The organism is Clostridium kluyveri DSM 555, assembly GCF_000016505.1.
Classification (GTDB): Bacteria; Bacillota; Clostridia; order Clostridiales; family Clostridiaceae; genus Clostridium_B; species Clostridium_B kluyveri.
Window position 1 is genome coordinate 365989 of record NC_009706.1, and the last position, 26271, is coordinate 392259.

The window sequence follows — 26271 nt, forward strand, 5'->3', positions numbered from 1 at the left end:
GGGACTATCGGATGCAGTTACATTAAAAAGGGCATTCCCGAAAAACCGCTGCTGTCTATAGCTATTCCATCCCCATCGAATACAGAATTTATTTAAGCAAACTTTTAGGTGCCTTTGGTTCACCGTGAAAAAGAAAAGAACCTGAATAGGTAATAATGTTAGCAAAACTTAATAACATTAATGTACATAAGTGAATCATAAAATTTCTTTTTTTATTTTTCATAAAAATTTCATCCTTTCTTAAAAATTAATAATTGAATTGACTGTAAAAACACCGCATTTAAGTATATCAGTATCTTGAATTAAAAAAAGTAGAATGTAAGCTCAGCATGATGTTGATATCACAGAAATAAATTTTAAATGTAATTTTCTTTTTACTCTTGTTATAGGTCTATTTTCACTGGGTACAGGAGAGTATATTATATTTAAAATAATACTAGTTACTGAGATTATCCAATAAGTTATTCTGGTGAAATTCGGAATCCAGAATATAAGTATGCAGGTACAGAGAAAAAATAAGGTGGAAAATAATATACATTTTATAGAATTTTTAGCATGAAATCCTCCTGCAAAAATACGTATGGATAACAAAATTAATAGAGAAAATAAAAGGTATTTTATTGTTCCAAGTAAAGTAAAAAGAATAAATAAAAAAATTAATTTAAAAGTTTCTTCTAAGATAATAATAATTGCATAATTTATTTTTTCCATATCATCTAAAGTTAGAGTATATGTATTTTTCTTACATAGATATTGTGTTAATACAGCCGATAACTTTTGTATCATGTCAGGTTCCCACCATTCACATAAATTTCACATAATCACTTTAATAAATTTTATATAAAATGTAAATACAAAAAGCATGAAATGGTGTTTTTTAAGCATGAAAAGTTGTTAATGTTTATTAATTGTATTTTTTATACTTTGGATAAGGTGTTTCATGCTTCTTGTATTGAATGTTAAATCCTTCTATGTATAATCTTAAGTAAGGTGTTTCCGGGAACATACTCTAAAATTAGAGTTTTTAGAATATATAGTTAAACTTGAAATACGTAACGATTTGTGTGAAAAGCAACTGTAAAGTAGCTGTAACTTTTATGTGCCGCTATTATTATGGTAATAGATAAGTTTGCCTATGAAGATATAGAAAAACTATGCTAATAAACTAAGAAATTAGCATAGTTTTTTGACTTTACTCCTAACTCATAATAATAAATATGATGGTAATCAATTTATTAATTAAATAGAATAAAATTAGGGCTGCCCCATACCATCTATAAGCCAAGGTGAATTTTTATCTTTTCTAATTACATAAAACCAGCATGTGTGATTTCCATTTTCTTCAGGAACAACTGAATCTTCTATATATTTTACATCATATTCAGCTCTATATACTTTTACATTCTCTTTTTTGACCCCATTAATACTTCCTCTGCCATGGGATAAATAACCGTTTTTGAAAAGAGGATCTGATTCTTCGTTTATACTAATAATTTTAATGTATTCTATATAATTAAATAACCATATAGGATTAGGACCAATGGCTTCTTTAGTCAATAACTTTTCCACATGTTGTTGATCTTTTTCACTATAATATTTAAAATAATTTTCTAATACTTGTTTTGGCTGTAATAATTCTCTATTACCAGTTACATTATTTTTTTGACTTATGTCATTTTGGGCAAATATATTAACACTAATCAATGATACTGCAGTTAATGTCATAACTAAAAGTACCACAACTACACCTTTTTTTCTCTTCTTAAAATTTAACATATTTTTAAGTCTCCCCTTTAATATATTCTTATTATTAAACCCTGTAATTAAATTTTGCTTTACAGCATTATTTTTATTAAGTCTTAGTGAATTAACAAGAGCAGAGGCATATAATTTTCTTTCCTCCATATCTGACTTCTTAAGTACAGCTTCATCACAGGACAATTCACAGTCCTTGTTTATTTCTCTGCACATAACATAAACTATAGGATTAAACCAATGCATGGATGAAATTATTAATACTAAAAGCTTATACATCATGTCATATTTTTTATAATGCATAAGTTCATGTTTTAAAATGTATTTTAATTCTTGAGTATTATATAAAACTGAAGGAATTAATATGCAGGAATTAAATATTCCAATACCCAGGGGTGTTGAGATTCCCCGGCAGAACTTGAGAGAAATTTTTCTTTTAATATTCATTTCAACTAACAATTCTGAATATATATTTCTAATTTTACTGTCAGGTATATCATAAGTGAAGTGTTTGATTTTATTGTTGAAAATAATATAGGAAATAATATGATAAGCTAAAAATATTACTGACACAATGAGCCATATATAAAACAGTATTGTGAAGTAGTTTTCTATAGGGTAGCTGTCAGTTATTATATTAGGACTGTTTTTTATTTTCATACTTTCATTTAAAGAAATTCCACTTTCTATAATTGTCTTTACATTGTTTGGAGCGTGTTGAAAAGTATTGGATATCTTTTCTGGAATATAAATTGGAATTTTAAAAGGCATAATCATTTTAAGTATTACAGCCAGCCATATATAATAATTAAAGGCACTGGTATATCTTTTAAATAATGTTTTTCTTAAAATCAGAATGAGTATAATTATTATGCTGCCTGTTAAAGAGGTTTTTAAAAGATTTTTCATGAATATCTCAATCATACTATCACCTATTTCTAATCCATTTGTCTAACTTATCTAAATCATCTTCTGTAATATCATTATTATCATGAAGTGTGGTAATAAAACTTTTTAATGAACTTCCATGGACTTTTTTAAAGAAGTCCCTTGTTTCCAATCCTAAATATTCATTTTCTGTTACAATGGGTGTATAATAAGTAATTTTTTTACCCTTTGCCGCTGCTATGAACTTTTTCTTTGCCAGACGTGAAAGCAGTGTTAAAATAGTTGTATTTTTCCAACACTTTTTTTCTTCTAAGATTTTAATAATTTCTTTTGAAGATATAGGAATTTCACCACCCCAGATAACTTTCATGACTTCCAGTTCCGATTCAGGAATTTTCATAATTGACAATGTAAAGCACCTCCTTAATACATATTCTACATATGTAGAATATGTATGTCAAGTGCTTTTAAATGAAATATTATTTTTATATAATAATAGCCATATGTAGTATTTTATCTGAAATATAAAATACTACATGTGGCCGTTTTTTACATGAATTGATGTCATACTTCATGTTGGTGACATCCTATCTTCATAGTGATAAGCTAGCAATCTTTTACAAATTTTATTCTGACTTTTGAAACTTTAGATCTATATGTGCTGCCATTTTTATTTGGTAGATATAATCTGCTGTGCCATTTTAACTAATTCATCTTTTGATATATTAGAATCAATTGTTAAGAAAGAATAGTTAATTCCATTTTGCATCCAATTTAAACATTGAATTTGAGAGATTTCTACCTTATCAGATCCATAGCTGAATACATATTTACCAGAGGATTCATCCTGCTTATCTTGTCCTGTTAATTTATAGTCTGCTGGTACAAGTTTATTAGCATAGGAATGATAATATAAATCTATACCGTTAGAAGTAGCAATAACAGTCTCTTTCTTTGATCTTTCACCTAACATTCCATTTTCCATAGAAAGATTTAATTTATCCTTACCTTTTGTATAAGTAAAATCAAGTGATTTTGTTTTTGCTACAGAATTACCTTTCTCATCATTTCCTTCATTATTTACAGTATATCCACTTGTAAAAGTATATCCATTATCAAATTCCTTTACTAATTTAGGAGCAAATTTAAAATCATCCTTTACTTGTTCTACTGTAGGCATAGTAGTATAGGTTGGTATGTTACTTCCATGTGAAGTTATAGAAAATATTTTTCCAGTAGCAAATGCTGTTGTTCCTACTACCATAGCAGCCACTAGTGCAATAATAATTTTTTTCTTAATTGATATTTTTCTATTTTCCATTTCGTCATTCTCCTTTTGATCCGGTAAGCTGTTTAATGTTGCACTTACCTTATTTTTAAAACTTTCAGGTGTATCTGGAAAGGCATTATTCCAATTATAATTATTCATATGTTGCCTCCATATGCTCTAACTTTATTTTTAATAATTTTCGTCCTTTTGCTAATCTGCTTTTTACAGTTCCTGCAGGTATTTTTAAGATCTGTTTAATTTCTTCTACCGTATATCCCTCTACATAATAAAGAACAACTGTAATACGAATGCGCTCTGGTAAATTCTTAATAGCCAAATACAATTCACTATAATCCTTTTTATCATCGGCTTTTGCGGACTCAAAGTATTCTTCATAAGATACTTTTGAATATTCTTTGCGCTTTAAACTGTAACATTCATTTATGAGTATTCTAATCAACCATGTTTTAAAATATTGTTCATTCTTTAGTGTATCTAATTTGTTATATGCTTTTAAAATTGCTCCCTGAACGGCATCCTCACAATCTTGCTCATGAGTCAAAATTGATTTAGATACATGATATAAAGTGGAATTAGCCTTAAGAACATTATCGATAAATGTATCTTTATTCAATTGACTTTCCTACCTTTCCTTGCAAACTGCAGCGCTACTTTTTTGCTTTACACTAATTAGATGTATATATCTATCAAATGGTTCATTTAATTTTTATTGAAATTAAATTTTTTATAATTGACAATAAAAAACACTTAACAAATATATTCTATATGTTAAGCATTTTTGAATAGACTATTATTTTCTCAGATATATTCCATTCATGGTTATATGACGACCTATTATAAGGATTTTCTATTATACTTTGCTTATGAGCAAAACTCCATCTAAAGCCACAAATCACTGATATTACCAACCGATTAAGTTTTTTTCCTCTTGTGTTTTTATATTTACTACCTTTGGCTTCTTTACATTTTCTCCATTTATTAAAATAAAAGAATCATTATCATACCAGCCAGCAGGATAATGGGAAGGTTTTTTACGTGTATCATATTTATAAATTTCAGAACTACCTATAGTAGCTACTGTAATTTTATCATCATTATAAGACCTCATAAGAATTCTATCTTTGTTTGGAGAAATATAATATATTGGAAAATCTTCTAATTTATCTTGTACCTTAAATAGAATTTCTTTATTGGTTAATGTATCAAATACATGAATTTCATTGTCCTTTAGAAAGGCGAACATATCTGTAGCACCAAATACTAGAATAGCATTTGAATTCGCTGGTATTGAGTATACTTTGTTAACTTGTCTTGTTTTTGGTACCAATTTTGAAACTTGATTTTTATCTATTAAATAACAGTTATCTGCACTATTGCTGTAGATGTATCCATCCCAGTCATCTAGCACTTTATTCCAGCTATTATCTGAATACTGATATAAACTATTGTCAATGACACAAAGAATATAATTGTCTTTAATATATACAATATTACAATTGCGCTTAAACTTTCCATTAGGCCTTTTTATTTCTTTACTCTTGGTACTTTTTATATCATATATGTATATACTATCCAATCTATTACTGCTAAATATATATTTACTACTATCCTTTGACCAGCAGCCCACTGCATTGTATCCACCTTTTTCAACAAGAGTTTTTAACTTTTTAGACTGTATATTATATATTTTTAATTGATCTTCATCTTTATTTTTATCAATTAAATCCTCATCTCCTCCATCAAAGTTAAAGATAATATTTTTACAATCTGGACTAATGGTGATGTTGGAAAGGGTACTTCCCTGCACTCTGGTGGCATCTACTTTTTCGGAGTCAAAAAGTTTTGTTATCTTTTTTTCCTTGACATCAATCAATAATCCATCTACAGGATTGTGTACGAATATTTTAGAGCCATAAATCTCCCGAATGGTATAAGGCCAATCTGAAAAGTCGTAACCTGTTTTGTTCTTACAACTTACGCATAAAACAATAATTAATAATTGTAAAATAAATATAAATAGGATATTTTCTAATGAAAATACTTTTTTTAAAAGTGGTTTATTTAACATAGTTAACCTCCCATGGGCATGAATTCACATCATAATTCTAATAGGTTCCATATAAAATGTAAATACAAAAAGCATGAAACAGTGTTTTTTTGACATGAAAAGTTGGTGAAGAGGATTAGAATGATTTTTATGTATGAAATAAGTTATTTCATGCTTTTTGCATTGCAGTATTATTTTTATAGGAATATAATGCGAATAATCTAACCAATAAGAGCATTTCACAGGTTTATAAAATGAATAATGGTAATGTAAATAATTTTATTGTCTTAAGATAGAATTTTCTATAGATAGTTAAAGTTTAATTTAAAATGTAGTTAAAAAAGAGGTGATGTTAATGAAAAATAATAAAATTAATAATAGAATTATAATAGTAATACTTACTGTAATAATATTAACTATTATAAATGTATATTTTAAAAATAGCAGATTACCATCTGCTATAAATGTTTATACATCAATTAATAATGATCCGGAAACTATATTAAATTACTCTAAATATAAACATTCAGTAGGAGGCTATAAAGAAGCTATTGAAGGATATGAGGCTGTTATAAATAACCCTTCATCAAGTAAATCTTTGAAATTGAAAGCACAGGCATATCTTATATTATCACAGCACGGACAAGCATTAGAACCAATTGAACCAATTAAATACTTAGAAGATAGCAAGGCTAAGAGTAATGAATTTAAAAGAACAGGCTATGTATTTTTAGATAGGGTTGATTACATAACTACAGGGGATTATTTTAATGCCAGTAAAGAAACCTGTTATCATGAAAGTGAGTTTACTCATCTTGATGAAAATGGCTTACCTATGGTTAAATATAGTGATTATAATGGGGGAGATGGAAGTTTTCATTATAATCCTGTAACAATAGCACAGTTTTCCTTAACTGCATTTGGCAGATATAAAAATGGAACTGGTACAAAGAAACAGTTTATAGATTCAATTGATAAATTATTATCCCTGCAGAGTCCTTCCGGTGCTATGAGACTTGATTTTAGTTTCAAGCATTATATAAACAATGATATCTACAAACCAGGCTGGGTATCATCATTAGCCCAAGGACAAGCTATAAGTGCCTTTGTACGAGCATATCAGGTAACAGGTGATAATAAATATTTAGATGCAGCAGATAAAGCTTATATGTTTATGTGTATACCAGTAAATGAAGGTGGCACCAAGGATACTAGTGAGGATTTAGATGGAACCGATAATGTATTTTTTCAAGAATACATTACTACACCAAAATCATATACTTTAAATGGCTTTATATTTACTATTATAGGTATTTATGATTTATCTCAAACTAAAGATAGTATATATAAAGGAGATGCTCATAAGATGTTTGTTAATTGTAATGATACACTTCTAAAAGTTATACATAAATACGATTTAGGCTGTATGACAGCTTATGATGCAGCATATATTACAAAAAAGGATCAGTATCCTAACATGAATATACAATACCATGCAAGTCATATAGAACTTGTAGATGCCATGTATTCTATAACTAATAATCCCATATACAAATACTATAATTTAATGTGGAAATCCTATGTTGTTTGATATATAGTTATTGACTTGTGTTGTTTACAGGCGTAATATTAAATTATAAATTACACTTGTAAACAGAAAGGAGAATGTTTTTGAGGAAAGTAGTTGCAATCTCTGATGCGGAACTAGAAATTATGAAAATAATATGGAAAAGCCCTAATATAACAGCAAATAAAATTATTGAAAAACTTAAAGGTAAAACTGAATGGAAACCTAATACCATAAAAACATTAATAAATAGATTACTTAATAAAGGGGCTATTGATTTTCAGAAGGAAGGAAAAGAATACTACTATTATAACTTGATTAATGAAGAGGAGTACAAAATTTCAGAGAGTAAGTCTTTTTTAAATAAAATATTTAATGGATCCTTGAATTTGATGTTAATGAACTTTATAAAAACTAAGAACCTGTCAGAAAAAGATATTGAAGAATTGAAAAAAATTTTAAATAATGCCCATAAATAAATGATGATGAGGTTTGCATATGGTGGATATAGTAAAAATACTATTTTTAATGTCACTGCAGGGAAGCTTTTTAGTTGTATTTATACTTTTAATAAAATTAATTTTAAGAGAAAGACTTAATGTCAAATTTCACTACTTTATATGGTTTCTGTTAGTAATAAAACTTATCATCCCTTATGGCCCCGAGAGCAATTTCAGCATATTTAACATATTTAATTCTGTAGTGGATATAAGGACTACTGGGTTAAATCCTGTTTTTAAAATTAATAAAAATAACTTTACCATATCAGATATTAAACAGGTAGAGCTTATAAAAAACACTGGAACTACAGAAAAACCTAAAAATACTATAAACCCAAATAGTATACCTGAATCAGATAAAAAAATGATTATAAATTTATATTTATATGTATATGGATTCTAGGCATTATGATCATGAGTATATTTATATTATATGGAACTATAAAGATTAGGCTTATTAAAAAATTATCTACTTACCAGCAATCATCTAATATTAATAAAATTTTAGATGATTGTTTAGACATAATGGGTATTAAAAAAAAGTAAATTTAGTATATACCTATAAAATAAACAATCCGTGTATATATGGGGTTATCAAGCCTTCAATTTTTATACCTATAAAGATTTTGGAAAGTATTTCAGAAGATGAATTTAAGTATATTTTATTACATGAGGTTTCTCATTTTAAAAGAAAAGATACTTTAGTAAATTGGATATTGATAATACTGAATATTATATACTGGTATAATCCTGTGATATGGTATGGATTTTATAAGATGAGGCAGGATCGTGAAATTGCATGTGATAACTGTGCCCTGAAGTATTTAGAACATGGGGAAAATATAAAGTATGGAAGTGCAATTATAAAATTGATACAGCTAACTAATGAATCACAGATTTTAATTGGTACTACCTCAATAGTTAGTAGCAAATCTGAAATAAAAAAGAGAATTATTATGATATCAAAACATAAAAAAACATCATGGAAAGGCATATTATTTGGGAGTATAGTTATTATAGGTGTGGGAATAGTTGGATTGACGTCATCTAGTTTAAAATTAAGTGCCCTAGATAACCATAAGATCACATTTACAAATAAAACTTTGGAAAAGGCCTTAAGAGAGAAAATGAATAAACCGGAGGGAGATATATTAAAAAGCGATGTATTAAAGATAGATGAACTCAACCTATCATATAAAGAAAAAGAACTTAAATCTTTAGATGGCATTGAGAATTTAACCAACTTGAAGAGTTTAAATTTAACATTTAGTTACGCAGTTGATATATCACCTTTAAAAGATCTAACAAAACTCCACTATCTAAACCTTTCAAGAAATTATTTTATATTGAATAAAGACATATCTTCCTTGAAAAATTTAGTGAACCTGGAAAGGCTGGATTTGTCATCGGATGGAATAGAAGATTTAACTCCATTAAAAAATATGAAAAATTTAAGGGTATTGAATTTATATTCTAATGAAATTACGGATTTAAACCCTATTAAAGACTTGAATCAGCTTAAAGAAATTAATTTAAGTGGTGGTTCGAGGGATGGATATAACCATATAAAAGATATTTCTATATTAAAGGATTTTAAAGATCTTCATAATCTAAATATTTCATTTAATGATGTTACCAAATCAGTTGTTGATGATTTGCAGAAAGCTCTTCCAGATTGCAATGTGAAATGTAAACAATTAGGAGAATTAGATTATCCCAGATTTATAACCTGCCAGGGATGGACCGGAGATGAAAAATATTGGAATGATAACACTGAAGATAATTCATTTTATGCAGAATTCAATCCATTTAGTGGAGTTGATATAAGAGAGATAGCTTACAGTACAGAGCCTTATACTATAAAGCTCAATTCAAATATTGTAAGTGAAAAATTGACTGTAAGAGTCTATTATGATGGAAAAAAACTCTTTGAAAAAGAGAATCCTGAAGGTGAAACTGTAAATATTCCATATACATCTAAAGGAGTATATATTGAAAGTGTGGGAGAAGGAGCAAAGGGTAATTTTAAATTTGAATTGAAGTAGTTGATGCATTGTTATTAATTTTTGTGCCTTTGGCACAGTGAAGGGAATGATAAATTTTATGAAAAATAAAAAATTATTAGCTTTGGTTTTAATTGTGTCCTTGTCTACGTCTTCATCAATTTTATTAAAATCTAATAGGGTATATGCATATTCCATTTCTAATGGAATTCAAAATGTAGTAAGAATTGGAGGAACTAACAGGTTTGATACATCATCTAAAATAGCTGAGCATGGATGGAAGCAGTCAGATAATGTGGTATTGGTTGGTGCTGAGAGTGATGTTGATTTTGCAGATGCTTTGGCAGGGACACCTCTGGCATATTCTTTAAATGCACCTATATTACTTACCAATATAATTAGCACTCCTGATGAAATTAGTGATGAGATAAGTAAATTAAAAGCTAAGAATATATATATATTAGGAGGAACTGGGACAGTATCTCAAGTACAGGAAAATATTTTTAAATCAGAAGGATATGCTGTCACTAGGATAGCTGGAGCCACAAGATATGACACAGCCATAAAAATAGCAGATGAATTAAACAATAAATCTAAATTATCAAAGGTATATCTAACAACAAGCAGTCAGTTTCAATATGCATTAGCTGCCGCAACTTATGCAGCTTTAGAAAATGCAGCAATTTTATTCACGGATGGAGATATCTTAAATCAAGCTACTCAATTAGAAATATTAAAGTTAGATGTAAAAGATGTAGAAATAATAGGTGGAAGTGGTATAGTCTCATCAGATGTTGATTCTGAATTAAAAGAATTGGGTTTAAATGTTTCCAGAGTTGGAGGCAATACACCAGAGGAGGTGGTCTCAAATCTCATAAATCAAAATGAAGATAAAATAAATGGCATAGCAATAGCAAGTAATAGCATATTCTCTGATGCACTCTCTGGGGCTGTACTCTCTGCTAAAAATAATATGGCTACTGTATTTGTAAATGAAACTTTTGATTATAGTAATATAGCTAATAATATTACAAGTGCAGTTATATATGGGGGAACGGGAGTAGTGAGTCAATCTTTAGAAGATGAAGTTAAAAATATGGGGGATACTATTGACATATCTAAATTAGGTGATAGAGACCAAGCAATAAAAGATGATAATGTAGTTATGATTTCAACAATAGATTCTCAAGATAAGGAAGATAAAAATGAGGTCTATAATACAAAAGAAGATATGGGAGTAACTGTACTTAGCTTCTCATCTAATAGTATAAAAAATTAAAAATAAATGGTTCACAGGATACAATTTCTACTATAGATGAATCAAAACTTAAGTTGGTTGCAGATATTATTATAAATTCGCTAGTTAACTTGGAAGTTTTAAATTATTGAGGTAAAATAACTGCTACCCCCAAAATACTTATGAGCTAAACAATGTTTATTTCTAGAAGAAATCAGTATATAATATAGAAAATTGGAATTATATTGTGTAGATTTTGGTAATAGATGTTGAGGCAAATCACAAGGGGGTATAAGTTAATGATAAATTATAGTAAAATAGTGGGTATATTTTCTAGAGTCGATGAGGATTTAGGGAACAGTTCTCTGCTGGTTTCAGTGAGAAAAGGACTTACATATATGATTCCATTATTGTTAATTGGTTCTATAGCATTAGTTTTCTTAAGTTTGCCCATTCCTGCATATCAAAATATAAGAACCATCGAAGACTTGCAAGGTTATCATCTATTCCTATAATTTTTAATATTAATGAACTTATTGTATTTGGTCTTCCCATAGTATTAAATCCAGTTTATCTTATTCCATTTTTATTTACACCAATAATATTAACTATAACTTCTTATTTAGCCATATATTCAGGTTTGGTACCCTATACAATAACTACTGTTGAATGGACAACTCCCATTCTTTTAAGTGGATATGTTGCAACTAATTCTATAAAAGGTAGTATACTGCAAATATTTAATTTAACACTTGGAATTTTGTGTTATATACCTTTTGTTAAGTTGGCAGAAAGTGTTTCTTATATAAGAATGATAAATAGTTTTAGAAGGGTATGTACTGTATTTAAAGAAAATGAAGAAAAGGGAATAGTCAGTACGTTGATTTCAAGAAATGATGATACGGGAAATATATCAAGATTTTTAACAGCTGATTTGGAGTATGCTCTTAAAAATAATAAAGTCATGTTGTTCTATCAACCACAAGTGGACTATAAAGGCGATATTTTTGGGGTAGAAGCTCTGCTTAGGTGGAAACATGATATATATGGATACATTTATCCTCCTTTAGTTATTGCATTGGCATCAGAAGGGCATCTCATGGATAAACTTAGCTATTGGATATTAAATAGAGTCTGTAGTGATTTAAATAAAATGAATAAGCTTGGATTTCGAAATATCATAGTATCTATAAATATGTCTGTAGCCCAATTAGAAAACGATTATTTTGTTAATAATCTTCAAAAAAGTATTAAAAAGCATAAAATAGCACAAGATAAACTTGAAATTGAAATAACAGAGCAAATTGCATTGAGGAGTAGTAAAGATATTAGGGATAGAATCATGGCTATGAAGAAATTGGGAGTAAGATTGGCCATGGATGATTTTGGTATAGGACATAGCTCTTTGATGTATCTTAAAGAATATGAATTTGATACTATAAAGCTGGATGGTTCTTTAGTTCGGGAAATTTTATATAATAATAATTGCAGGGATATTATTCAGTCTATTGTATCCTTGGGGAAATCATTAAATTATTCAGTAATAGCGGAATATGTGGAAGAAGAAGAGCAGCGAGATATACTTTATGAACTTGGATGTCATAGATATCAAGGATATTTATACAGTAAACCTCTTAATTATGATGAGCTAATAGAATATTTATTAGACAAATGTAAGAGTAAATTCTGTGGGTAAGTGGGATAAAGTTCAGATTTTGTTATTTTCTATATAGTAGATAAAAAAGCCATGTGTAAAGGAAAATAAATTTTTCTCTATGTGCATGGCTTTTGTCTACAGAAATTTCAGATATCTTTACTATACTTCTGCTATTACCCGGCAAGGAAGTCCGGAAAACCCGCTCATATTTACAGGGAAAGTATATACTGTAAAGAAATTAGAGGTCATTTCTCCTAATAATAGGTCTAGATTGCTTAAATTTTCAATAATGAATATTCCGCTATCTGCACAATATTGATCTGCCCTAGGATGATTTTCAGGTTTTTTAATTCCAGCCATGTCTACTCCTATAAAGCTTACTTTTTTGTCAATGAGGTAATCAATCAATTTATCAGATAGTTCTATATATGTGGAAAAGTATTCTTTTGTACCATATCCATACTTTTTTAGTATTCCTGAATGAAATATTACAAAATCATTTTGCTGTATGCTGCTTAAATCTAGATCTTCTACATTTACTTCTGAAGCTTTTATATTACTTATATCAAATATCTTTCCTTTAGTAAGGATATTTTCTATGGAAAATTCCTTGTCCATAATGTCAAAATGTGTTCCTATATGGCCTGCTTTTTCTAAGCCTGAATTTATTTAACCTATTGAGGCTAACATAGTATCTAGTATCTTTTTTTCTATTTTAAAGCTTAAATCAATTTTCATTTTAAACTCCTCCATAAAATTTTATTTTCCCAGAAAATAATAATATAATAACACAATATTATTTCCTTGTAAACTATTTTTTAAAATATTTATATAGGATTATTATTAATACTATGATATAATTATTTCCTAGGATAATAATTTTGAAGGAGTTTTTAATTATGGAAATAGATAATGAAAAAATACAAATAAAGTTGATATTAAATAGAATGACAAATCTATGGGATTATATAACTAATTTTGCTGAGATACATGAGAAGTCTTTAAAAGAATTATTAATTAAATACCATTATGAAGATATACTTAATAAAAATTTAATGCTTTCTGAATTTCATGTTATAGATTGTATAGGAAAAAATCAGCTGCCTAATGCAACTTTTATATCAAAGGAATTAGATATGACCAAGGGAGCAATATCTAAAATAGCTGCTAAATTAATAAAAAAGGGTTTTATAAAGGGAAATCGTTTAGAGGATAATAAAAAAGAAATTTATTATACCCTAACATCTAAGGGAAAAACAGTTTTTCAGATACATAAGGAGCTTCATGAGATAGAGAATAGAAAACTTATAAATATGTTGAATAGATATAATAAAGAAGAATTGAACACAATTAATAATTTTTTAGGTGATTGTATAAATAGTTTATTCCAAGAATAACAGTATAATACTACAGGCTTTTTTAAAGCAGAAATTTTATGTATAATCATGGAAGTGCTGTGGCAGAGGTTTTTATATTATTCGCCTTTGTAGTAAGAGTTTATATTTCAGAACTTCGTCTACTAATGGAATTTAGATGAAACTTTGCTGGTGTATTAAATGGGACGAAAGGTGGAAGAAGAGTCACTTCATACTACTTTACAAGAATTTTAAAATATGATAAAATGAAAAATGTATAAATATACTTAATTGTTTAAATTTATATTAAAAAGATATCAATCATTTTATGGCCATCTATATTTAAAAAATAAGTATTTGATTTTTCAAGTACTTATTTTTGCTTTTTGAAACAGTTATCAACAGTGTGTTGTTGATAATGTGGACAACTAATATTAAGAAAATGAAAATATAGTGGAAAATTATATACTGAATAAATACTTTTTATATTGAAAAGCTATATTAGAGATATAAGTAAATCATTTAAAAGACAGCTCTTTAAATTTTTTTGGGTTTTTAATAGTCTGTTGACTATAAAATTCTGATAAAATAAAGTTATTACACGGTATTTAAAATAATATGATGAAATTTGTAAAAAATACTTTATAGAAAGGGAAAAAAGACGAAAGAGTTATTAAATAGCTCTCAATGATTAGATATTGGTGATATTGTAAAGGTCAGACATATATTAAGTGTGAAAACACATATTACCATTTATAGGATGTTTTATTATTTTTTTAAATATACTGGAAAAGAATGAGGGAGGGGGGAAGTAAAACATATCTTAGCAGAACTCGGAGGAATATTAGAATATGTAAAATATAGAATTGATTTTTTGGAGGGGGTTTACTGTGAAAATTAATAGTATATCAAGTAAGATATCTTTGTTAATGATAAGTTTCGGTATAATTTGTAGTATTATGTTTTTTGTAATTATAAGTGTTACTGTTAAAAATATCATCAGTCAGGATATTCAGAATGATATAAAAAGTAAGTCGGTTATACTTAATAATAATATAGAAGATTTAAAGCAGAAGGCTTTAAAGGCAACTAAATGGTTTGAAAATTCCCCAAGACTTGTGAGTGCATTTAAAAATAATGATAAAAAAGGAGCATTGGAAGTAGGCAAGCTGGCATTGGCGTCTTTTGGAATCGATTATTTAGTTATGACTGATGTCAGCGGCAATGTATTTATACGTGCCCATGAGCCGGATAAATACGGAGATAGTATTGCATCCCAAGTTAATATTCAAAAAGCCCTAAAAGGTGAAAATTCTGTAGGAATTGAAGAAGGTTCACTGGTGAAATATTCAATACGTGCTGGTATACCATTGAAAGATGACAATGGAGATATTATTGGAGCTGTGTCTTTAGGATATGTTCTTTCAAAGGACGAGTTTGTCAATAATCAAAAGAAAATATTTAATTGTGATATTTCTATTTTTTCAGGTAATGAAAGGATTGCTACTACAATTAAAGATAGAAATGGAAAATCTATAGATGGGTCAAAACTAGGGAATGAAGATATTATAAATACTGTATTAAAAAATGGAAAAAATTATCATGAACAATCAATTATAAATGGCTCAAAATATTATACAATGTATATGCCTATTGCTGGTGTAAGTGGGAAAAATTCTGGAATGATTTTTATTGGTGAAAAATCTGATATTGTAGAACAATTGATAAAGAAGCTGTCTATTAATCAAATAGGTTTAATAATCCCTCTGGTATTGATAATGATTCTAGGTGTCATTTTCATTTTTAGATCTCTAGTTATAAAAAGAGTAAGTAATATTACTGCTATGTTAAAAGATATTGCCGAGGGACAGGGAGATTTAACAAAGCGAGTTGTCATATCTTCAGAAGATGAGATTGGAGAAATGTCAAACTATTTTAATTTATTTATTGAAAATATTCATAGTATAATAAAGAAGATTATTTGTGAAACTGATAATATGAATAAGGTAGTAATTGAATCCAATAGAAATATAGAAAATTTTACATATGACATAGAAGATACTTCCCAAACCATACAACAGTTATCTGCTGGGATAGAGGAAACGGCTTCTTCAGCAGAAGAAATAACTGCAATCTCTGCTGAAATTGAAAAGTCAATAGAAGTTATTGCAGAAAAAGCTGAACAAGGGGCTATGTCAGCTAACGAAATTAGCAATAAAGCGATTGAACTAAAAAATAGTTCTGTAGAACTCCAAGCTGATGCAGATAAAACTCGTACAGATATTAGAAAAACTATGGACGAAGCTTTGAAAAAAATCAAAGAAGTAGAGAAAATAAAGATTTTATCAGATGCTATTTTAAATATATCTTCTCATACAAATCTTCTAGCTTTAAATGCTTCAATAGAAGCTGCTAGAGCAGGAGATGCGGGAAAAGGTTTTTCTGTAGTGGCAGGGGAAATACAAAAATTAGCTGAGGACTCTAAAAATACTGTAAGTAAAATACAAAATACATTAGATGGCATATTTAAAGCAGTAGATAACCTTGCAGCTATTTCAAATAGTACTCTAGAATATATTGAGACAAAAGTAATGAATAGTTATAAAGAATCTGTGAGCATAGGTGAAAACTATGATAAAGATGCAGTATATATTAATGAATGGGCAACAGACTTAAGTACCACTTCTGAACAGCTTCTTGCGTCTATAAAATCAGTATCTGAAGCAATAAATGAAGTTTCAAAAGCAAATAATTCTGGTTCTGAAGGGACTAATCACATTGTACAGCAGATTTTAAAAATAAGGGATAAAGGAAATAAAATTCAGAATGAGTCAGATCATGTAAAACAAAGTGCTGATAGCTTAAAAGATTTAGTTGTAAAATTCAAAGTATAAAATTAGTTCCTATGGTTAATCATATAAGGAGCTAGAACATTGAAGCTGCTGAACCTTAGAAGACTTATCTAGGGGTGCAGTAGTGCTGATATCCTGAATGCAATCGCTAGGGATATAATATATATAGTAAGGCTATAATTGTCTTCTTTGAAATAATATTAAAAGTAAGTACCCTTTATTTAAGGGGCTTATTTTTTATTTTATAAGAATTAACGTGGTGTTAATTATATATTTTTCCAGAGGATTAGATAATATTTTGTAGAATTATAATTTTAAGGAGGTGACAACTTTGGTTTATTTAATAACATATGAGCTTCGTAAAGAAGATAAAGATTATAATTACCTTTATGAAAAAATTAAGTCATTGGGTGAGTGGCAGCGTCCTTTAGAATCCACCTGGTTTTTGGATTCAGAGTTACCGATCCCAGAAATAAAACGAGAATTAGAAAATTTTATGGACGGTGGAGATAAGCTATTTATTTCTAAAATTACAGAGGATTATGACGGATGTTTAATTGGAAGTATGTGGTTATGGCTAACCAGTCATGTGTAGGGTGATACTAATTTTGATATCTTATAAATTAGTCATATAATGTGAGAAATAAGCACTATTAAATCAGTGCTTATTTTTATTCTGTTCATACAATAATGAAATTTGTTACAAATAGTTAATTATTATGCCATTAAGTTGTAACAAATACTACATATAATAATAAGTGTCCTAAGGAGATAACCTTAGAGGAAATAGAAATTAATGTGTGTTTACATATATAAGAAAAGTAATGGTAATTACCAGACTGGTGTCTGTAGTTGCAGGGCACTATAAATTCAAATGCAACTGCCAGAGGTTAGTATATTATTAAATTAGCTCCTTAAAAATAATGTTGTTTAAAATAAGTACCTGTCATTTAGGGTGCTTATTTTTGGTATAATTATATGATGTAGGGGGATAGGTTTAAGGATGGTGGTGTTTTTTGTTAAACAGTTTCTTTAAGCATTTAAGACAAAATCATTGGGAGATGGTATTCTTCACGTCAAAGCTAGAAGAATACGGCAGGTTAAAATATAAACTAATTAGAGCGTAAGAACTAACTGGAAAGTTAGTGTTAAAAAAGATTTCATTAGAAAGGATATAGGGTATATGAAGAATACGAAATTATAGAATTAAAACTTAATCAGTTTATTAAGAACCCTATATCCGATAATATAAATTAATTTTTAAAGTACTTAGATTTTTCTGAAATATTGAAATAGCAATTTGTTCTATTAGTATCTGATGCCTTATATCTGACTAATGCCTATGTCTATGTCTATGATGATGATCTGATTCTGATGATTTCCGAGTAAGGTCCTTATCTGTTAGAGAGTCATTAAATATTTTTGAGAGGATTTCAGCAAATTGTTCTTTAGTTAAGTCGGATACTCTTTCAAAATCATAAGAGTTGAGTACGGAATTTATGATTTTATCATTTTTGGAAGACATAATACAACCACCTTTCATAAATAATAGTAGCTATATAAAAATATGCTATTAATTCTAGGATATACAAGTAGGTGGTACAAAGTGATTGAAATATTATGGACTAAAAGAGAGTGATTTATTATATATAGAATTTGTTAGCATTTAACAAGAAATAGAAAATATATATTTACTACAAAACCCTTGATTTTAAGTATATTATAGCATATAATAATGCAGAAAATTATATACAAGACAGTTCGTGACCATCCTATCTATAGGGGGCTAAATTCAGTTATATCAACGGTTCCAAAAATGAAAAAGTGATTTGCTAACGTATTTGCTAACATAAATTTTAATTGGATAATATTGGGAGAAAACATGTTTTGCAAGTTTATAAATCCAACTTGCAACTTTTATCTTTTTAGTACCTTCATGGTATTAGTGTTATTTTTAATTAGCATGTCTATTTTTTCAGCTGTTTCTCTGTCTACAGATTCTAAAACATGAGAATATAAATCTAAAGTTATTGAAACTTTACTATGCCCAAGTCTATTACCAGCAACTTTACTACTAACTCCAGAAGCTAACATTAAACTTGCGTTTGTGTGTCTAAGGTCGTGGAATGTTATGTGAGGAAGGTCATTAGTTTTTAAAATTTATTAAACATATCTCACAAAACATGAGGTGTTATTGGATTGCCATCCTTTTTTCTAGTACATACTAGATTTTTTTCTGTGCCCCAAGTATTTCTACTGCTTAAAGTTTTAGGTTCTTTAAAATAGTATTTACCATTTACATATTCTAAATTTTGAATAATGCTTATAGTTTTATTTTCTAGGTCTACGGCATCCCAACTAAGACCTAAAGTTTCATCCCTACGCAATCCTAAAGGCAATGCAAGCATGACAGGCATTTTCGAAGTTAAATTATTTTCAACTTTTTGTAATAGTAAATTACATTCTTGTATGTTCAAGATTTTAGTTTCTTCTTTTTTCTGACGAGGTAGCTTCACTCTAGTCAGAGGATTTTTTTCTATCAACCCCATATCTAAAGCATATATAAGGGCGGAGCTCAAAACCCTTTTATGATTTGATAATGTTCTTGATGATAATATTTCGTTTTTAATATCAAAATACTTTTGTAAATTATATGGTTTGATATCCTGCAATTTTAATCTTCCAATAGTGGGTATTATGTGTTTAAATATAATATTTTCATATCCATTCACAGTAGTGGGAGATAAATTATCCTTATGAATTTTACTTTTTAACCAATCATCTAAAAAATTTCCTAGTGTAATATTATTATTGTCTATTAATTCGTTATCCTCTAGTTTTATTAATAACCTTGGTAGCTGTTTTTCAGCTTCTTTTTTACTTTTAAAACCACTAAACCATCTTTGTTTTCTCTTGCCAAAAGCATCTCTACCTATGTCAATAACGATAGAGTAAGAATCTCCCCTTTTAACAATACTTTCTTTCCTTGCAAATTCACCCTTTCAAACAGAACTTATGTTCTGCTGTTTAGTTAAAAAAACATATAGCGCCTCACATATGTACCACCCCCTTTAAAACTTTTAAAGATTCAAAAATTAGATTCAAAATATATAACATATGTATCTATTTCACAATAGGGGAAAAATCAAATGGAGGGAATGAAAATGAAAGAGTTAAGTATAAAATTGAAATTTAATACAGAGAGCCATGAAGTAGAAAAAGAAGGAGTTGAAGAAGACGAATAATTAATTTTTTAAAATATAAAAATTGGTATTGATAACCAACCGAAAATATTGAATATTACAGAGTATAAAATTTATGATACGGATAATCCTAAGTAGTATATAAAAAATTTTTTATAAGGTAGAGATTATAGATTTAAATTTATTTTTGAGGAGGACAAATAATGCCAGATAAAAAAATGATGGTATTGAGTGAAAGCCACAAAGCGTTAAATAAATTACTGGAAACAAAAAAAGAAGCATTACCGAAGGATTTTAACAAATCACGATTCTTACAAAATTGTATGACGGTTTTGCAGGATACTAAGGATATAGATAAATGCCAGCCTATAAGTGTGGCAAGGACAATGCTAAAAGGTGCATTTCTAGGTTTGGATTTCTTTAATAGAGAGTGTTATGCAATACCTTATAACGGCAATCTGCAATTTCAAACAGATTATAAGGGAGAAATCAAACTTGCTAAAAAATACAGTATTAATCCTATAAAGGATATTTATGCAAAAGTTGTTCGCAAAGGTGACGAATTCCAAGAAAGTATTGTTAACGGTCATCAGACTGTAAATTTCAAACCATTACCGTTTAATAATGATGAAATAATTGGTGCTTTTGCAGTATGTTTATTTCAAGATGGCAGCATGATATATGAAACCATGACAAAACAAGAAATTGAAGATATACGGAACAATTTTTCAAAGGCTAAAAATAGTCCTGCATGGGTTAAAACTCCAGGAGAGATGTACAAAAAGACAGTTTTAAGAAGGCTTTGTAAGTTCATAGAATTGGATTTTAACAGCATTGAAAGCAAAAAGACTTACGATGAAGCTTCTGATTTTCAGTTCGAACATGAACCTAATAAAGAGGTTTCAAATTTTGATAAGGGCAGTATTGATGAGGATAAAACAGTTGAAGCTGACACAGAGACAGAGGCTAAGGAAGATAATAGGGAATATGCTTTTAAGGAGAGTGAATAAACAATGACAGTAACGAAGGAAAATTATTTTGCACTTGAAACTGACAAAGAGTATATGTCAGTTAGTTTGTTTAAATCCTTTATAAAATGTGAAGCAAAGACAATGGCTAAACTTAACGGAGAATGGGAAGAGGAGAATAAAGATGCAATTCTCCTAGGCAGTTATGTTCATGCATGGAGTGAGGGAACATTAGAGGAATTTAAAAAAGATCATCCAGAAATGTATTCTACTAGAGGGGCTACCAAAGGGCAGTTAAAGGCTCCATTTCAAATTGCAGATAAAATGATTACTACTTTAAAGGATGACAAGCTGGTACAAGAAGCTAGAGAAGGACAAAAAGAGGTTATACAGACAGCAGAATTATTTGGAGTGCCATGGAAAGTTATGTTTGATATATATAATCCAGATAGGAAAGCCATTGTAGATATTAAGACCATAAGAAACATACATTCCAAATTCAGTGGCAATGAAAACTTTATAATACATTATGATTATTTATTACAGATGGCTGTTTACTGTAAAATAGATAGGATAAATCGTAAAGCAGAGGACTATTTTCAACCACATATCATAGCTGTTTCGAGAGAAGACATTCCAGATAAAGCAGTGATATTCTTAGGAACAGATTTTATAAGAGACAAGCTGTTAGAAGTTGAAATGCTAATTGACCATATAAAAGCAGTTTGGAAAGGTAAGGAGGAACCCGTAAGGTGCGAAGAGTGTGATTATTGTAGAGCTACGAAAAAATTAGACAAGGTTTTATTTTATATGGATCTTTAATGGTTGGTTTGTAATTATGGAATGTAAAAAACTAAACAAACTAAGTAATGGCATCACAAAGGAAATGACTTGCAGTGAAGTATTTATCCAATTCAAAAACTTTCTCTACAAAATGGCAGATAGATGGTCAGGTCATATAATATTGATGATTTAATTCAGATAGCAGGTATAGGTCTTACAAAAACCTATAACAGTTATGATGTTGATAAAGGAAAACATCACAGAATTAACTTTAGTGGCCTTAATAGGGCCACTTATTTTTTTATCTTTTATAAGAACAAATGATTCAAAAATATAAGTAAGTTAACAAGATGATGTATTGAAAGAAGAAATAATTCATATGCAAATTTTTTACATAAAGAAAATAGCCCTCTTAAACATTCCTTTAATTACATTACAGCCTTAATAACACCACAGGCTAATCTGTTACCAGATGCTCCAGAAGGTTGAGTTCTATAATCATCTGGACTTTCGTGTATGATCACAGATTTTCCAATAATCTGGGCAACATTAAATTTATCTGTAAAAAAAGTCATTCTAGAATAACCATTATTAGAAAAGAGAACAGGAAAGTCTCCTGCATGGTTGCCATGAGGCTGGCTAGTTGGATTCCAATGCTCTCCAGCAGATATGAATGGGTTTGAAGGATCACCTACAGCACATGTACCATTTTGGTGTAGGTGAAATCCATGTGGTCCAATTTGAGGGTTTCCATTCATAGCAGGCCTATAAGAGGGTAACCCATTAACTTTCACAGAAACCTCAGTTCCTCCGTGTACCTGAGTAAATGTAACAGTACCTTTTATATCAGGAGCTAAAGGTCCTCCCGTTATATGAGCTATAGCCCTTCTTACATGCATATTTATATCACCTCTATATCCACAACAATCATAGTTTACAAAGGGACAGTTATATTCATAAAAATACATCATATCCTCCATATTGAATACTTCAATTCATGTTATGTAAAAACTTTTAAAACAGTTACAAAAATATCAGTACACTAAGTAGTATCATTAATGAAATGGTTGTTGAAACTATTGATTTTATCTGTAAATAAATGTTAACTTGTTTGCTCATTTATAGCTAGGGTATCTCTGTGTATTTTTTATATCCAATTCACTACATCTAAAACAAAAGAGAGCTTTATATTTAAAATGTATTTACACATATTGTAAAGTGATGTATTATATATTTATAAGATTAATTTCTTAAGTTTATTATTCTTTACAATCTAAAATAATAAAAGCCCTGGCAAATACCGGAGCTTTTATTGATTAAAACATATTGAAACGATATTAAAGAGATAATATTAATTATTATATCCAAATTCATTATATTTGAAACAAAAGAGAGATTTATATTCGAAATTCATTTACATATACTGTAAAATGGTATATCATATACTTATGAGGTCAACATTCCTAAAGTAATTTTTACAACCTAATGTAAGTTTGGTTTATCCAGATTCACACTCCAGACAGTAAATTTATTTTAAGCCTACCAGAAAAATCTCTGGTAGGCTTTACTTTTATTATCACATGGAAGCTATGTCGTAGGACCAACAAAAATATTATTAATACGTTTTGTAAAAATAAAATTGAGATCGTAAAGAAGAGGAATTCATAAATAAATGATTATGAATTTAGATATCTGTAATTATTGCTTAACATTAGATGAATTTAGTATTAAATGCCTAGTATAAGCTTTCTTATTACAATATATAATAAAATTATTGTCAATGTAAATTTTAGAATTATATATGAGTTGAATTATTATATGAAGGATAAAAATGGAAAAATTCAATATTATTCTATATTGTTGTTTTGCACTAAAGTGACAGTTAATACGAGTAAAATATTTGTCAAAGAGAGGCAAATTAATGTAACAGTTTTTGATAAAAGAGCTGATAGGAATAAAATTAGCAGATTAAAATGATTTTTATAGTATGGACGCTGACTAAAGGCCAGCTAAGAAATTAAGAGGAACAACTATATTTAATAGTGTATTCAAAATTTTTGGGTTGCATATAATATATAGGAAACGATTTTAATTAAAATATAAGGTATTCTTTAAATAAAATAGAAATTTTTATAGTAAAAGCCCTGGCAACACCAGAGCTTTTATGAATTATGGTAAAAACATATTGAGTGATATAATAAAACATTTATAGAAGTAGTATTATTATATCCAATTTATTATGTTTTATATTTATTCAAAAATTGGAGCATTTAAGAGAGCTTGTACCTTGATGATATAAGTCTTTTATGTATAAATATGGACGGAATGTAATTATATTATTACAATATAAATAATAAACTATTTAAGGAGAATTTTCATAAAGAAAGTAGTGGGTATTATTAGTATTGTATTATTTATAGTTGTAACTTTTCAAAGCTGTGCTGCTGGAATAGGAAATGCATTAAGCAGCAATAAGGAAATTAGTGAATCAGCAGGATTATTTTTAGCATTTTGTATGCTTATAGCTGGGATTATATCTATTATATTCAAGTCAAATAAAGGTATGACTATTACAGCAATAGTTATTTATGTAATAGCTTTTATAATTGGAATTGCTAATGTAGGAACTATATATAAAGATTTGATAGTATGGTCTATACTTAATTTAATATTCGCAGCATTACTGCCATTCCATATGTTTGAATATATGGAATGGTATGGAAGCGATAAACAAAATAATGTAGAAAATAATGATACAAAAGAATAAGTAACATAACAATATAGAACCCCCTAGCTTTATTTTAGCTAGGGGATTTGAATTTTATATTTTTCACTCCTGCATATCATTTCAAAATTTATTGATTGTAAAATCCATATTTGCAAACGTAAAATATGAATTTTAATAGAATTTGTTAGCATTTAATAAGAAATAGAAAATATATATTCACCATAAAACCCTTGATTTTAAGTATATTATAGCATATAATTATGTAGAAAATTATATACAAGACAGTTCGTGACCATCCTGTCTATAAACAAAACTAGGGGAATCTGTACAATTTGTATAGTTTATTTTGTGATTAAAAGGTAGGGGGTGTCTCTGCCTTTTTTATGTTATTAAAATTGAAGACAAGGTGAGATAAATGAAAAATAAAACTATAGGAATAACTACTACTATTCCTTATGAAGTTTTGATGGCTGCAGGATATAATGTGGTTGACTTAAATAATATTTTTATTACTTCAAAAGATTACAAAAAATTCATTGACATGGCGGAAAGACAAGGCTTTCCAAAGAGCTGTTGTGCATGGCAAAAAGGAATTTTTGGAGTATGTATGGACAAGAACGTCAGTGAAATTGTAGGTGTTACTGAAGGGGATTGTTCTAATACAAAAGCTTTAGAAGCCATACTGGATATGAAAGGCATAAAAATACATTCATTTGCATTTCCGCAAAGTCATGATATTTGTGATATTAAAACATCTATTGACAAATTTATGAATATTTTTAATGTTTCCTATAGTGAAGTTGAAAAAGTCAGACAGAAAGTGAATAAAATAAGATACCTTATCAAGTGTTTGGATGAATTGACTTATACAGAAAATAAGGTTTCAGGTTTTGAAAATCATCTTTATCAGGTAAGTGCTAGTGATTTTAACAGTGATATCTATAAATTTGAAAAGGATATGAAAAATAAATTGGAAGAGATAAAAAAAAGAAAACCCTTTACCCAGAAATTGAGACTTGGTTTTATAGGGGTACCCCCTATGCCCTGTGATATATATGATTATGTTGAAAAATTTAATGCTCGTTTTGTTTATAATGAGGTTCAGAGAGAATTTGCATTTTCAAGGGCTATGGAAGCGAAGAATATTTATGAACAATATTATGATTACACATATCCCTATGATATAAAATTTAGACTCAGTGAAATAAAAAAGCAAATTAAAGAGAGAAAAATAGATGCTTTGATCCATTATACCCAGGCATTTTGTCATAGACAAATTGAGGATATAGTTATAAAAAATGAAATTAATATACCTATATTAACTATAGAAGGGGACAAACTTAATTTTTTAGATGCCAGAACCAAAATAAGATTAGAGGCATTTTTGGATATGCTTCAGGATTTAATTATTATGAATGGAAAAGAGGAATAAAAGCT

26 protein-coding genes and 1 pseudogene are annotated in these 26271 nt (G+C 28.5%); 15 read left to right on the forward strand and 12 right to left on the reverse strand.

Translation table 11 applies throughout. The features are described from left to right. Positions 1–88 precede the first annotated feature (88 nt). The 7 genes from CKL_RS21455 to CKL_RS01985 all read right to left on the reverse strand — a co-directional run bounded on the left by CKL_RS21455 (position 89) and on the right by CKL_RS01985 (position 6002). The gene (locus CKL_RS21455) at positions 89–223 is read right to left on the reverse strand and encodes an AgrD family cyclic lactone autoinducer peptide (protein ID WP_081427952.1); all 135 of its coding nucleotides are present in this window, start codon (positions 221–223) and stop codon (positions 89–91) included. Between the two features lie 101 nt (positions 224–324). Continuing rightward, positions 325–786, reverse strand: a complete 462-nt coding sequence (locus tag CKL_RS01960; protein ID WP_011988966.1) for an accessory gene regulator ArgB-like protein — start codon at positions 784–786, stop codon at positions 325–327. Between the two features lie 468 nt (positions 787–1254). Then, a complete protein-coding gene (locus CKL_RS01965) occupies positions 1255–2679 on the reverse strand; it encodes a M56 family metallopeptidase (RefSeq protein WP_011988967.1) in 1425 nt (474 codons plus the stop codon). Positions 2680–2683: 4 nt separating this feature from the next. Next, positions 2684–3052, reverse strand: a complete 369-nt coding sequence (locus tag CKL_RS01970) for a BlaI/MecI/CopY family transcriptional regulator (protein WP_011988968.1) — start codon at positions 3050–3052, stop codon at positions 2684–2686. Between the two features lie 261 nt (positions 3053–3313). Next, positions 3314–4072 carry a hypothetical protein gene (locus tag CKL_RS01975; protein WP_011988969.1) on the reverse strand — a complete coding sequence of 253 codons (759 nt, stop codon included), beginning with the start codon at positions 4070–4072 and terminating at the stop codon, positions 3314–3316. After that, the gene (locus tag CKL_RS01980; protein ID WP_011988970.1) at positions 4065–4547 is read right to left on the reverse strand and encodes an RNA polymerase sigma factor; all 483 of its coding nucleotides are present in this window, start codon (positions 4545–4547) and stop codon (positions 4065–4067) included. The genes CKL_RS01975 and CKL_RS01980 overlap by 8 nt, the downstream gene beginning before the upstream one ends. A gap of 288 nt (positions 4548–4835) precedes the next feature. Next, positions 4836–6002 (reverse strand): hypothetical protein, encoded by a 1167-nt coding sequence (locus CKL_RS01985; RefSeq protein WP_011988971.1) that lies wholly within the window; start codon positions 6000–6002, stop codon positions 4836–4838. Between the two features lie 334 nt (positions 6003–6336). Between CKL_RS01985 and CKL_RS01990 the strand changes: the two genes are divergently transcribed. The 7 genes and pseudogenes from CKL_RS01990 (at position 6337) to CKL_RS02020 (ending at position 12984) form a co-directional block, all read left to right on the forward strand. Beyond that, positions 6337–7572, forward strand: coding sequence for a D-glucuronyl C5-epimerase family protein (locus CKL_RS01990; RefSeq protein ID WP_011988972.1), 1236 nt, complete (start codon positions 6337–6339; stop codon positions 7570–7572). Positions 7573–7652: 80 nt separating this feature from the next. Then, positions 7653–8027, forward strand: a complete 375-nt coding sequence (locus CKL_RS01995; protein WP_011988973.1) for a BlaI/MecI/CopY family transcriptional regulator — start codon at positions 7653–7655, stop codon at positions 8025–8027. Positions 8028–8046: 19 nt separating this feature from the next. After that, the gene (locus CKL_RS02000) at positions 8047–8451 is read left to right on the forward strand and encodes a M56 family metallopeptidase (protein WP_011988974.1); all 405 of its coding nucleotides are present in this window, start codon (positions 8047–8049) and stop codon (positions 8449–8451) included. Positions 8452–8596: 145 nt separating this feature from the next. Continuing rightward, positions 8597–10093, forward strand: a pseudogene (locus CKL_RS02005) (M56 family metallopeptidase); the annotation flags it as partial. Between the two features lie 58 nt (positions 10094–10151). Continuing rightward, entirely contained in the window at positions 10152–11330 is a 1179-nt protein-coding gene (locus CKL_RS02010) for a cell wall-binding repeat-containing protein (RefSeq protein ID WP_011988976.1), read from the forward strand. Positions 11331–11587: 257 nt separating this feature from the next. Then, complete coding sequence (locus CKL_RS21170; protein WP_011988977.1) at positions 11588–11803, forward strand: hypothetical protein; 216 nt, start codon at positions 11588–11590, stop codon at positions 11801–11803. A gap of 125 nt (positions 11804–11928) precedes the next feature. Then, the gene (locus tag CKL_RS02020) at positions 11929–12984 is read left to right on the forward strand and encodes an EAL domain-containing protein (protein WP_011988978.1); all 1056 of its coding nucleotides are present in this window, start codon (positions 11929–11931) and stop codon (positions 12982–12984) included. A 120-nt stretch (positions 12985–13104) separates the two neighbouring features. Here the strand turns inward: CKL_RS02020 and CKL_RS02025 are convergent, their stop codons facing one another. Beyond that, the gene (locus tag CKL_RS02025; protein ID WP_341271430.1) at positions 13105–13614 is read right to left on the reverse strand and encodes a cyclase family protein; all 510 of its coding nucleotides are present in this window, start codon (positions 13612–13614) and stop codon (positions 13105–13107) included. Positions 13615–13844: 230 nt separating this feature from the next. Between CKL_RS02025 and CKL_RS02030 the strand changes: the two genes are divergently transcribed. The 3 genes from CKL_RS02030 (at position 13845) to CKL_RS02040 (ending at position 17747) form a co-directional block, all read left to right on the forward strand. Next, on the forward strand, positions 13845–14342 hold the full coding sequence (locus tag CKL_RS02030; RefSeq protein ID WP_011988980.1) for a MarR family transcriptional regulator: 498 nt from the start codon (positions 13845–13847) through the stop codon (positions 14340–14342). An 848-nt stretch (positions 14343–15190) separates the two neighbouring features. Continuing rightward, the gene (locus CKL_RS02035) at positions 15191–17194 is read left to right on the forward strand and encodes a methyl-accepting chemotaxis protein (RefSeq protein WP_011988981.1); all 2004 of its coding nucleotides are present in this window, start codon (positions 15191–15193) and stop codon (positions 17192–17194) included. 289 nt (positions 17195–17483) lie between these two features. After that, the gene (locus CKL_RS02040) at positions 17484–17747 is read left to right on the forward strand and encodes a hypothetical protein (protein ID WP_011988982.1); all 264 of its coding nucleotides are present in this window, start codon (positions 17484–17486) and stop codon (positions 17745–17747) included. Positions 17748–18485: 738 nt separating this feature from the next. Here the strand turns inward: CKL_RS02040 and CKL_RS02045 are convergent. The 3 genes from CKL_RS02045 to CKL_RS02055 all read right to left on the reverse strand — a co-directional run bounded on the left by CKL_RS02045 (position 18486) and on the right by CKL_RS02055 (position 20127). Continuing rightward, on the reverse strand, positions 18486–18677 hold the full coding sequence (locus CKL_RS02045; protein WP_041700758.1) for a hypothetical protein: 192 nt from the start codon (positions 18675–18677) through the stop codon (positions 18486–18488). A gap of 392 nt (positions 18678–19069) precedes the next feature. After that, complete coding sequence (locus CKL_RS02050; protein WP_341271431.1) at positions 19070–19312, reverse strand: tyrosine-type recombinase/integrase; 243 nt, start codon at positions 19310–19312, stop codon at positions 19070–19072. Between the two features lie 14 nt (positions 19313–19326). After that, positions 19327–20127 carry a site-specific integrase gene (locus CKL_RS02055; RefSeq protein ID WP_341271432.1) on the reverse strand — a complete coding sequence of 267 codons (801 nt, stop codon included), beginning with the start codon at positions 20125–20127 and terminating at the stop codon, positions 19327–19329. Positions 20128–20558: 431 nt separating this feature from the next. On the opposite strand from CKL_RS02055, the gene CKL_RS02060 reads away from it, so the two are divergent. From CKL_RS02060 to CKL_RS20540, 3 genes are read left to right on the forward strand one after another with little or no spacing between them, the layout of a single operon-like run. Next, on the forward strand, positions 20559–21365 hold the full coding sequence (locus CKL_RS02060; RefSeq protein WP_011988985.1) for a recombinase RecT: 807 nt from the start codon (positions 20559–20561) through the stop codon (positions 21363–21365). 3 nt (positions 21366–21368) lie between these two features. Next, positions 21369–22145 (forward strand): PD-(D/E)XK nuclease-like domain-containing protein, encoded by a 777-nt coding sequence (locus CKL_RS02065; protein ID WP_011988986.1) that lies wholly within the window; start codon positions 21369–21371, stop codon positions 22143–22145. A 16-nt stretch (positions 22146–22161) separates the two neighbouring features. Continuing rightward, positions 22162–22299 (forward strand): hypothetical protein, encoded by a 138-nt coding sequence (locus CKL_RS20540; RefSeq protein ID WP_155814011.1) that lies wholly within the window; start codon positions 22162–22164, stop codon positions 22297–22299. 235 nt (positions 22300–22534) lie between these two features. On the opposite strand, the gene CKL_RS02070 is transcribed toward CKL_RS20540, so the two are convergent. Next, positions 22535–23074, reverse strand: coding sequence for a superoxide dismutase family protein (locus CKL_RS02070; protein ID WP_011988988.1), 540 nt, complete (start codon positions 23072–23074; stop codon positions 22535–22537). 1421 nt (positions 23075–24495) lie between these two features. On the opposite strand from CKL_RS02070, the gene CKL_RS02080 reads away from it, so the two are divergent. Both CKL_RS02080 and CKL_RS02085 read left to right on the forward strand, forming a co-directional pair. Further along, on the forward strand, positions 24496–24873 hold the full coding sequence (locus CKL_RS02080; protein WP_011988990.1) for a hypothetical protein: 378 nt from the start codon (positions 24496–24498) through the stop codon (positions 24871–24873). A 376-nt stretch (positions 24874–25249) separates the two neighbouring features. Then, positions 25250–26266 (forward strand): 2-hydroxyacyl-CoA dehydratase family protein, encoded by a 1017-nt coding sequence (locus tag CKL_RS02085; protein WP_011988991.1) that lies wholly within the window; start codon positions 25250–25252, stop codon positions 26264–26266. Positions 26267–26271: the final 5 nt, after the last annotated feature.